At 70.5% G+C, this 11,127-nt stretch carries 5 protein-coding genes; 4 read left to right on the plus strand and 1 reads right to left on the minus strand.

The window, feature by feature from the left end; translation table 11 throughout:
- The first annotated feature begins 68 nt into the window (after positions 1–68).
- The 4 genes from cimA (at position 69) to ACTRO_RS15925 (ending at position 10,814) form a co-directional block, all read left to right on the plus strand.
- Positions 69–1,676, plus strand: coding sequence for a citramalate synthase (cimA, locus tag ACTRO_RS15910; RefSeq protein ID WP_425394882.1), 1,608 nt, complete (start codon positions 69–71; stop codon positions 1,674–1,676).
- A gap of 71 nt (positions 1,677–1,747) precedes the next feature.
- Positions 1,748–3,043, plus strand: coding sequence for a cation:proton antiporter (locus tag ACTRO_RS15915; RefSeq protein WP_084316294.1), 1,296 nt, complete (start codon positions 1,748–1,750; stop codon positions 3,041–3,043).
- A gap of 117 nt (positions 3,044–3,160) precedes the next feature.
- On the plus strand, positions 3,161–4,423 hold the full coding sequence (locus ACTRO_RS15920; RefSeq protein ID WP_169739905.1) for an ATP-binding protein: 1,263 nt from the start codon (positions 3,161–3,163) through the stop codon (positions 4,421–4,423).
- 118 nt (positions 4,424–4,541) lie between these two features.
- On the plus strand, positions 4,542–10,814 hold the full coding sequence (locus ACTRO_RS15925) for a non-ribosomal peptide synthetase (RefSeq protein WP_051450910.1): 6,273 nt from the start codon (positions 4,542–4,544) through the stop codon (positions 10,812–10,814).
- 84 nt (positions 10,815–10,898) lie between these two features.
- Here the strand turns inward: ACTRO_RS15925 and ACTRO_RS15930 are convergent, their stop codons facing one another.
- Entirely contained in the window at positions 10,899–11,120 is a 222-nt protein-coding gene (locus ACTRO_RS15930) for an MbtH family protein (RefSeq protein ID WP_034263867.1), read from the minus strand.
- Positions 11,121–11,127 lie beyond the last annotated feature (7 nt).

Here is an 11,127-nt window from a genome sequence, read left to right on the forward strand (position 1 = left end):
CCAGCCGACGAAGACAAGGGAGCAGCCCCGTGGCATCGAGACTCGTACGACCGGATGACGGCTTCCACGTGTACGACACGACGCTCCGCGACGGCGTGCAGCAGGAGGGCCTCTCCCTGTCCGTGGCCGACAAGCTGGCCGTCGCCCGCCACCTCGACGCCCTCGGCGTCGGCTTCATCGAGGGCGGCTGGCCGGGCGCCGTGCCCAAGGACACCGAATTCTTCCGGCGGGCTCGGACCGAGCTCGACCTGGAGCACGCGCAACTCGCCGCGTTCGGCGCGACCCGCCGGGCCGGTGTGCAGGCCGCCGACGACCCCCAGGTGGCCGCTTTGCGCGCATCGGGCGCCCCGGTCGTGACGCTCGTGGCCAAGAGCCACGACCGGCACGTCGAGCTGGCGCTGCGCACCACGCTCGCGGAGAACCTCGCGATGTGGCGCGACACCGTCGGACACCTGGTCGCCGAGGGCCAGCGGGTGTTCGTCGACGCCGAGCACTTCTTCGACGGATACCTGGCGAATCCCGCCTACGCGCTGGAATGCGTGCGGGCAGCCGTGGAGGCGGGCGCGAGCCTGGTAGCACTCTGCGACACGAACGGCGGCATGCTGCCCGACCAGATCGCCGACATCGTCGGGGAGGTCGTCTCCTCGACGTCGGCGCGCGTCGGAATCCACTGCCATGACGACTCCGGCTGTGCCGTCGCCAACACGCTCGCGGCCGTCACCGCCGGCGCGACCCACGTGCAGGGCACCGCCAACGGCTACGGAGAGCGCACCGGGAACGCGAATCTGTTCACCGTCGTGGCGAACCTCCAGCTGAAGACGGCGCGATCCGTCATCCCGGGTGCGGCGCTGTCCGACCTGACCCGGATCGCGCACGCCGTCTCCGAGGTCGCCAACGTCGCCCCGCACGCGAAACAGCCGTATGTGGGGCTGTCCGCGTTCGCGCACAAGGCGGGCCTGCACGCCTCGGCGATCAAGGCTGATCCGAACCTCTACCAGCACGTCGAGCCGTCCACCGTGGGCAACGACATGCGGATGCTGGTCTCGGAGATGGCCGGCCGGGCGTCGATCGAGCTCAAGGGACGAGCGCTGGGCCACGACCTGTCCGGCAATCGCGAAGTGATCAGCCGGATCGCCGCACGGGTCAAGGAGAGGGAGGCGACCGGCTACACCTACGAGGCCGCGGACGCCTCGTTCGACCTGCTGGTGCGCAACGAGATGGCAGGCGCGGAACAGCGGTTCTTCGTCCTCGAAACGTGGCGGGCCATCGTCGAGCACCGCGCGGACGGCAGCGATTTCGCCGAGGGCACGGTCAAGATCTACGCGAAGGGCGAACGCGTCATCGCGACCGGGGAGGGCAACGGCCCGGTCAACGCTCTGGACAGGGCACTGAGAATCGCGCTCGCGCCGATCTATCCGGAGCTGGCGTGTCTCGAACTGGTCGACTACAAGGTCCGCATCCTCGAAGGCGCGCACGGCAGCGACTCGGTCACCCGGGTCCTGGTCGAGACCAGCGACGGCCACACGAGCTGGTCGACCGTCGGCGTCGGCGAGAACGTCATCTCCGCCTCGTGGCGGGCGCTGGACGACGCGATCACGTTCGCGTTGCTGAAGTTCGGCTACGTCCCGCCGCCGCGCGGGGCGGAGGTCACCGACCAAGAGCACAGCGCGGTCTGAGCAGTCTGAGCAGTCCGACTCGCGCAGTATCCGCATAACCCGACCCACCTACCTCCCAGGAGCGTCGAAGAATGGCATCGCCCAACGCACTGCCCGTGGAAGTCGTGGTCCTCGCCGACGTCGCCGTCGTGCTGGTCGTCGGTGCCCTGATGGCGCGCTTCAGCCGATGGGCGCGCCAGCCGGCCGTCGTGGCGGAGGTCGTCGCCGGCATCATGCTGGGCCCCAGCCTGCTCGGTCTGCTGCCGGGCCACCTGCCGCAGCACCTCTTCCCGCCCGAGGCCCAGACCCCGCTCTCGGTGATCGCCAACCTCGGCCTGGCCGTGTTCATGTTCATGGCCGGCTGGGAACTGGACCCCCGCCGCCTGCGCGGCAACGGCAGGGCCCTCGGGCTGACGGCCGCGATGTCCATGGCCGTACCCTTCGTCGTGGGCGGTTTCGCCGCGGTCGCGCTCTACCACTCGGTGGGGCCGCACGGGGTGAGTGAGCACGTCTTCATCCTCTACATGGCCACCGCGTTCTCGATCACGGCGTTCCCCGTCCTGGCGCGCATCGTCCAGGACCGAGGCCTCTCCCGGACCCGGATCGGCACTCTGGCCATGTCCTGTTCGGCGATCTGCGACGTCGCCGCCTGGTGTGTCCTGGCCCTGACGACCGCGATGGTGGGCGCCGGCAGGCCGGGCGGCTTCCTCGTGACGACCGGGCTCGCCGTCGGCTACGCGGCGCTCATGGCACTGGTCGTCCGGCCGATCCTGCGGCGCGCGCTCAGCAGCCCCACGCGGCACGACAGCGGGACTCTGCTGGTGCTGATCACTGCCGGCATCTTCCTGTCCGGTCTCGCGACGACCTGGATCGGCGTGCACGCCATCTTCGGCGCCTTCGCCTTCGGACTCGCGATGCCCCGCCGGCACGTCGCCACGGCGGAGGTCCGGCAGCAGATCGCCATCCCGCTGGAGAAGGTCTCCTCGCTCCTGCTGCCCGTCTTCTTCGTCGTCACCGGCCTGTCCGTCAACATCGGCGGCCTCGGCTGGACCGGCCTCGTCGCCCTGCTGATCGCCATCGTGGCCGCGGTCGGCGGCAAGTTCGCCGGCGCCGTGATCCCTGCCCGGCTCTCGCACCTGAGTTGGCGGGAGAGCGGCATCCTCGGAACGCTGATGAACACGCGCGGCCTGACCGAGCTCGTGGTCCTGGGCATCGGCCGCCAGCTGGGTCTGATCGGGGCGAATCTGTTCACTGTCATGGTGCTCGTGGCGGTGGTGACCACGGCCATGGCGGGCCCGCTGCTGAACCTGCTGGTCGACGATACAGCCGACGCGGAGGACGTCCTGGACGCGGAGGAGATTCCGGTGCCGGCGGCCGTCCTCGTGTGACGGGTGCCGGACCGGTACCGCAACAGGAGGGTATCGGGAACGGGAAGCCGAAGACTCTGCATCGCGCACTCGGTCAGCCCTCTTGCTGACGAGTTCCGGCGGACAGGGGTGATCGGCGTGTCGAACAACCTATTGCTCGGCCTGCGGCTCAAAGGCGGGATCACGCAGGAAGAGCTCTCCGAACGTTCCGGAGTCAGTGTACGGACCATCCGAAACCTGGAGCGGGGCCAGATCCAACGGCCCCGCCGCAGCTCGATCGAACTGCTGCTCGGTGTCCTCGACCCGAGTCTCAAGCAGGTGCTGCAGACGAAGCCGGCGGGGCGACTCGGCGTCCCGCCGGATCTGGCCGCCGAGTGGCAGCAGCTGCTCCAGCCCACTCCGGCATACTGGCGGGGCTCCACGCAGACCCGCACCTCCCTCGTCGACCGCGAGCGCGAGCTCGATCGGCTCGGCAACAGCGTCATCACCAACCAGGTCGTGGTCCTCACCGGGCCCGGCGGCGTCGGCAAGACGCGGCTCGCGCTCGCGGTGGCCGAGAACGTGGGCGTCTGGTTCGACGACGGCGTCGTCGTCGCCGAGATGGGCCGGATCCCCGGGGAACGGCACCTCGACAGCCAGTCGATCATGGCCCAGGCGATGTACGCCGTCACCACGCTCCTCGGGCAGGAGCCGAGGCCGCCCGGCCACAAGATGCTGCTGGTCCTCGACAACACCGAGCATCTCCTGGGGACCACGGCCCTCCTGGTGGAGCGGCTGCTCAACGACTACCCGGAGTGCCATCTGCTCGTCACGTCACGGCGGCCGCCGCGGCTGAACGGCGTCAGCATCTTCGAGGTGCCGCCGCTGTCCGTGGAGGCGGCGGTCGACCTGCTGTCCCAGCGGCTGACGACGATCTGCCCGACTCTGGACCTGTCCGACAAGCTCCCGCAGGTCGCCGAGCTGTGCCGGGAGCTGGACGGACTGCCGCGGCTGCTCGAGTTCGCCGCTCACCGGCTGCGCATGATGTCGTTGCCCGCCCTCCTGGCCGACAGCCAGGCGCGCAAGCGGCTCGGCTCGGCGGACTTCGCCGTCCTGCCGCACCAGCGGACGCTGGAGTCGAGCCTGCACTGGAGTCTGGACCTGCTGGACAACCGGCACCAGTCCCTGCTGGCACGCCTGGCGCGGCGCACCGATGCCGGCCGGCTCACGGTCGATGACACCGGCGCCGAGGGGAATGGACCCTCCGACCCCGACACAGAGGTCGTCGAACTGCTGGCCGATCTCGCCGACGCCTCCCTCCTCCAAGTGGACCGCGGCCGGGACTACGAATACCGCATGATGCGGCACATCAGGTCGTTCCTGATCAGTACCCCGGAACTGGGGCGGGCGGCTCTCGCCTGACCGCCGACGGCATCGCTGCGGTCGCACCATCCCGCCGGCCGACGGATCTGGACCGGCCATGTCAAGGAACTCACATCCCGATCATGCGGCACCCTACATCCCACTGGAGAGCCCGAAGATGGTGCAGTCACTGCTGGAAGCCGCCCTCCCCCTCACCCCCCTGCAGGAAGGCATGCTCTTCCACGCCCTCTACGACGACGAGGGCGTCGACGTCTACGCGATCCAGGTGTCGTTCGGGCTGGAGGGGAACCTGTCCGAGGCCACTCTCAGGTCGGCCGCCGCGGAGCTGCTCAGGCGGCATCCCACGCTCCGAGCCTGCTTCCGGCTGCGCAAGTCCGGCGAACCGGTACAGCTGATCAGCAGGGACGTCGAGACCCCTTGGTCCGAACTCGATCTGCGCGGCCTCGCGCCGGCCGACCAGGAGGCGCGCCTGGCCGAGTTCCAGGACGCCGATCGGGCCCGGGGCTTCGACATGAAGCGGCCGCCGCTGATCCGGTTCACGCTGGTGCGCCTCACCGACGACCGCCGAGTCCTGGTGATGACCTATCACCACATCCTTCTCGACGCGTGGTCCTTCCAGATCGTCTTGCGCGAGCTGTTCACGCTCTACGCACAGGAGGCGGACTCGGCGGGGCTGCCCCCGGTGGTCCCCTTCGAGGGCTATCTGGCCTGGCTCGCCGACCAGGACCGGAAACTCGCCGAGGACGCGTGGGCCGAGTCCTTGGCCGGGCTGGAGGTGCCGACCCTGGTCGCGGCCGACCGCCCGGTGCGGGGCGAGGTGGCGATGCCCCGGATGGCTGTCGCAGGGCTCTGTGAGGAAACGACGGAGGCCCTGGCGGCGACCGCGCGATCGGCGGGGCTGACCCTCAACACCGTGATCCAGGGAGTATGGGCGCTTCTGCTGAGCAGTGTGACCGGGCGCGACGACGTGGTGTTCGGCCAGACGGTGTCGGGCCGCTCTGCGCGGCTGGACGGCGTGGAGGACATGGTCGGCCTGCTGATCAACGCCAGTCCCGTCCGGGTCGCGCTGGATCCCCGCGAGACGCTGGCCGCGCTGCTCGGCCGCGTCCAGCGCGAACAGGCGGACCTGGCCCAGTTCCACTATCTGGGGCTGGCCGACATCCGGCGACGCGTGGGGCTCGGCGAGCTCTACGACACCGCGATCGCGTTCGCCAGCGCTCCCCTCGACTGGGACGAGGCGTACAGCCCCACCGACGGGCTGCGGATCAGCCTTCTGGCCGAGCAGGCGGCGGAAGGCGAAGACGGACCTGCGCAGGCTTCGACCGGGTCGACGCACTATCCGCTGAATCTGACGGTCATGCCTGGTCGGACGATGCGATTGGCGCTGAGCTACCGTGCCGACCTCTTCGACCGCGACACCGTCGACCGGCTCACCACGCGGCTGCGGGTCCTGCTCGAGACCTACGCGACCGCCCCGGACACCCTGGTCGGCCGGGTCGGGCTGCTCGCCGAGGACGAGCTGGCCCAGGTGATCCGCAAGTGGAACGACACCGACCAGCCGGTCCCCGACGTGACGATGCCAGACCTCTTCGAAGCTCGGGTGGCCCTGACTCCCGAGGCCACCGCAGTCGTCTTCGACGGGCAGTCGCTCTCGTACCGCGAGTTCGCGGCGAGGGTGGACGGGCTGGCGGACGTTCTGCGAACTCAGGGTGTGCGCGCGGGCGACTTCGTCGCCGTGGCCGTCCCACGATCGGTGGAGTTGATCGTGGCGCTGCACGCCGTGCTGGCCACCGGCGCGGCCTACGTCCCGATCGATCCGGACTATCCTGCCGAGCGGATCGGATGGATCATCGAGGACGCCGCGCCGGCACTGATGCTCACCACAGGCCCCGTGGCGGCGGGACTTCCGGCGTCCGAGGTTCCCAAGGTGTTCCTGGACGGCCCGCTGCCGACGGGCACGGTGGGCGGCGCGGCGCGGAAACTGTCCGGGCAGAGCCCCGCCTACGTCATCTTCACCTCGGGATCCACCGGTCGCCCCAAGGGTGTGGTGGTATCCCACGCCGCCATCGTCAACAGGCTGCTGTGGATGCAGGGCCAGTACCCGCTGGGTCCGGGCGACCGCGTCGTGCAGAAGACGCCGTCAGGGTTCGACGTCTCCGTGTGGGAATTCTTCTGGGCACTCCAGACCGGGGCGACGCTGGTGGTCGCCGCGCCCGGCGGCCACAAGGACGCGGCCTACCTGGCGGACCTGATCCGCCGTGAGTCCGTGACCGTCGCCCACTTCGTGCCCTCGATGCTCCAGGTCTTCCTCCAGGAGCCGGCCGCGGCCGAGTGCCGCAGTCTGCGCCACGTGTTCTCCAGTGGGGAGGCGCTGCCCCTGGAAACCCAGAACCGGTTCTTCGCCTGCCTGGGCGCAGATCTCCACAACCTCTACGGCCCCACCGAGGCCGCCGTGGACGTCACCGCGTGGACCTGCCGGCCGGAAGCCGACGCCACCACCGTGCCCATCGGGCAGCCGGTCTGGAACACGCAGGTCTATGTGCTCGACTCGGCGCTTCGCCCGGTGGCGCCCGGCGTGCCGGGAGAGCTCTATCTGGGCGGTCGGCAGCTGGCATCCGGCTACGCGCACCGGCCGGACCTGACGGCCGAGAGGTTCGTGGCAGATCCCTTCGGCGCCCCGGGCAGCAGGATGTACCGCACGGGAGACGTCGTGCAGTGGAGCGCCGACGGCAACCTCGAATACCTCGGGCGGGCGGACGACCAGGTCAAGCTCCGGGGACTGCGCATCGAGCTCGGCGAGATCGAGACCGTCCTGCTTCGGCACGACACCGTCGCCCAAGCCGCCGTCGTCGTGCGCGAGGACGTGCCCGGCGTGCGACGGCTGGTCGGCTACGTGGTGCCGAGCGGCGAAGCCGTCGAGACCGAGCTGCTCCTGGCGCACGCCGCCACGGCGTTGCCCGACTACATGGTGCCGAACGCGTTGGTGCAGCTGGCCGAACTGCCGTTGACCCCGAACGGGAAGCTGGATCGCAAGGCGCTGCCCGCTCCCACCGCCGCCCGAACCGTCTCCGACCGGCGCCCGCGCGGCCCGGTCGAACTCCGGCTCGCCGAGCTGTTCGCCGGCGTCCTCGGACTCGCGTCCGTGAGTCCCGACGCCAGCTTCTTCGACCTCGGCGGCGACTCGATCATCTCGATCCAGCTGGTCGCCCGCGCGCGCCGCGCCGGGCTGATCTTCACTCCGAAGGACGTGTTCTCCCATCGCAGTGTCGCGGCGCTCGCTCGGGTGGTCCGGCAGGCCGAGGCCGCGCCGTCGGAGGATCCGGAGGCCGGTATCGGAGAACTGCCGGCCAGCCCGATCATGCACTGGCTGCGCGGTCTTGCGGGATCCGACCACGACTTCCATCAGTCGATGCTGCTCCGCGTGCCCGCGGCGCTGGAGATGCCGCACCTCACCGCGGCCGCGCAGGCGCTGCTGGACCGCCACGACTCCCTCCGGATGCGTCGCACCGTCCGGGCGCACGGGCGCGGCTGGGATCTGGACATCGCCCGACCGGGCACGGTGCTCGCATGGGACTGCGTCCGCCGGGTGGACGTCTCAGGCCTGGACGACGCCGGGCTGCGGACCGCTATCGCGGCGGAGGCCGTCCGCGCCCGTGGGGAACTCGACCCCGATCAGCGGCAGATGGTCCGGTTCGTCTGGTTCGACGGCGGCTGCGCGAACCCGGGACGGCTGCTGATCATCGTGCACCATCTCGCCGTCGACGGAGTCTCCTGGCGCATCCTCGTGCCCGACCTGCGCGCTGCCTGGGAGGCCGCCGCGGCCGGGGCCACGCCGGACCTCGCCGCCGTGCCGACTTCGCTGCGCACCTGGTCGCACCGGCTCGCGGCAGCGGCGATCGAGCCTGCCCGAACTGCCGAGCTCACCCTGTGGACCTCGATGCTCCGGGATGCGAGCGACCCCGCTCTCACGGAGCGGGCGCTGGACCCTGCCCTGGACGTCCACGGCACGGCCCGATCCCTGACGGTGCACCTGGCAGCCGAACACACCGAGCCTCTGCTCACCAGGGTGCCGGCCGTCTTCCACACCGGCGTCGACGCCGTCCTGCTCACCGCCCTCTCGATGGCCGTCGGCACCTGGCGACGCCGCCGAGGGCTGGGCGAGGGCACCGACGTGCTCGTGGATCTGGAGGGCCACGGCCGCGGCGAAATCCCGGCGGGTCTGGATCTGTCCCGGACCCTCGGCTGGTTCACCAGCCTCCACCCGGTCCGTCTGGATCCCGGTGAGACCAGCTGGGAACAGGCCGACGCGGCGGACTGCAGCCTGGGTCGGGCGGTGAAGCGAATCAAGGAGCAGATGCGTGCCATCCCCGACCACGGCATCGGTTACGGCATGCTGCGCTACCTCAATCCGGAGACGGCTCCCGCGTTCGCCGGTCTCGCGACCCCGCAGATCGGCTTCAACTACCTGGGCCGATTCGCCGGAGACGACGAGGACTGGCAGGCGGCGAGCGAGTCCGACAGCACCGGGCCGGCCGCGAACGCGGGCCTCTCGCTGCCGCACGCGTTCGAAGTCACCGCGGCCACCCAGGACTCGCCCGACGGTCCGCAGCTGCTCGCGTCCTGGACCTGGCCCGAAGGCCTGGTGGACGAGGAGTCGGTGCGCGAGCTGGGAGAGATGTGGTTCGCCGCGCTCCGCGCCCTGGTCGCGCATGCCGCACTGCCGGACAGCGGCGGCCTGACTCCCTCCGACGTCGCCCCGGCCGAAGTGGGCCAGACCGAACTCGAGCGCCTTGAGCGCGCCTGGACGTCCCAGGGTCTGGCCGACGTCCTGCCGCTGACGCCCCTTCAGGAAGGGCTCCTGTTCCACGCGCTCTACGAGCGTCAGGCTCCTGATGTCTACAACGTGCAACTCGTCCTCGAGTTGGAGGGCGATCTGGAGGCACTCCGGCTGCGCACCGCCTGCCGAGCTCTGGTCGAGCGCCACACGGCCCTGAAGGCCGCCTTCGTGATGACGTCGTCCGGCGTGCCGGTACAGCTCATCCCACGGACGGTGGACGTTCCCTGGCAGGAACACGACCTGCGGGGCCACGGCGACGCGGACGAGCGTCTCGCTTCCTATCTGGCGGATGACAGGGTTCGCAGGTTCGCCCCGGACCAGGCACCGCTGGTGCGCTTCGGCCTGCTGCGTCTCGGCGACCACCGCCACGCACTGGTCTTCACCAGCCACCACCTCCTCACCGACGGCTGGTCGATGGCGCTGCTCCTGCGCGATCTGTTCGACCTGTACGCCCATGGCGGTGACGCGTCCGCTTTGCCTGCGGCCGTACCGGCCCGCGGCTACTACGAGTGGTTGGCGACCCAGGACAACGCCGCGGCGATGTCCGCTTGGCGAGCCGCGCTCGACGGTCTGACCGGCCCGACCCTGGTCGCTCCCGCGGCCGATGCCGCGGGTCTGCCGACGTTGCCGAGCCGCGTCTCGGGCGAGTTGTCTCGGGAACTGACGGCGTCGCTGGTCGCACAGGCCCGGGCTTGCGGCTTGACGTTGAACACCGTGGTGCAAGGCGCGTGGGGACTGCTGGTCGGCGAACTCACCGGGCGAAGGGACGTCGTCTTCGGCGCCACCGTCTCGGTGCGCCCGCCCGAGCTGCCCGGCGTCGAGGACATGGTCGGGCTCCAGCTCAACACCGTCCCGGTGCGGATGCGACCGCAGCCCACTGACACCCTGGCCACCCTGCTCACCCGCATGCAGACGAACCAGACCGACCTCGCCGGCCACTTCCACCTGGGCCCGGCGGTCATCCAGCGCCTTGCGGGCGTGGGCCCGCTGTACGACACCTCGATGGTGTTCGAGAACTATCCGCGGACCGAGGCCCAGCCGCCGGCGGACGAGACCGGAGGACTGCGCGTCGCCGGCGTCTCCGGCTGCGACGCGTACCACTATCCGCTCAAGCTGATGGCCGCTCCCGGCGACCGGCTCTTCCTGGAAGTCAGCCATCGCAGTGAGCTGGTTTCCGACGAGCAGGCGGCGAGTGTCTGGCAGCGGCTCCAGACGCTGCTCGAGGCGTTCTCCGCCGATCCGCACCGAAGGGTCGCGGAGCTGTTCGTCGGCGATCCGTGGGAGCAGACGCGGATCTCGGCGGCGGCCGGACTCCCGTCGCGCTGCGCCTCGTCCGGCAACGCTTCCGCGGAATTGGCGACCGTCAGGGCTCTCGCCGCCGCAGTGCTGGAACTGGAGGGGCCGGAACTGGAGGGGCTGGACGCCGATGCCGACTTCTTCGAGGCCGGCGGCGACTCGCTGCGGGCCCTGCGACTGGTCGGGCGGATCAACGCGCTCCTCGGTACGGCACTCGAGGTGAGCGCGGTCTTCCGATGCCGCACGGCGGCCGCGATCGCGGCCGAGCTGGCGAAGACCGAGGCGGTCCGCGGGTAACCGGTGTTCCCGCGCGAGCGGGAACCGTCTGCAAGCAACGCGACGCCTGGCCCGATCGGGCCAGGCGTCGCGCGTCGTACGGGGTCAGGCCACTGACGCGGCGGTCATCGCCGCGACGAGGCTCTTGGGTCGCATGTCCGTCCACTCCTGGTTGACGTGGGCGAGGCAGGCCTCCCGGCCGTCCGGGCCGTGGGCGACGGCCCACCCCGCAGGGACCTCGGCGAAGCCGGGCCACAGCGAGAACTGGCCTTCGTCGTTGACGAGCGCGAGATAGGGCTGCTCCTTGTCCTCAAACGGATTAGCCACGATGAGA

The organism is Actinospica robiniae DSM 44927 (genome assembly GCF_000504285.1).
GTDB classification, from domain to species: Bacteria; Actinomycetota; Actinomycetes; order Streptomycetales; family Catenulisporaceae; genus Actinospica; species Actinospica robiniae.

What these genes read in the sequence shown, in the direction of transcription:
- ACTRO_RS15925 (WP_051450910.1), top strand. Translation starts at nt 4,542, where the DNA reads ATGGTGCAGTCACTGCTGGAAGCCGCCCTCCCCCTCACCCCCCTGCAG.
- ACTRO_RS15915 (WP_084316294.1), top strand. Translation starts at nt 1,748, where the DNA reads ATGGCATCGCCCAACGCACTGCCCGTGGAAGTCGTGGTCCTCGCCGAC.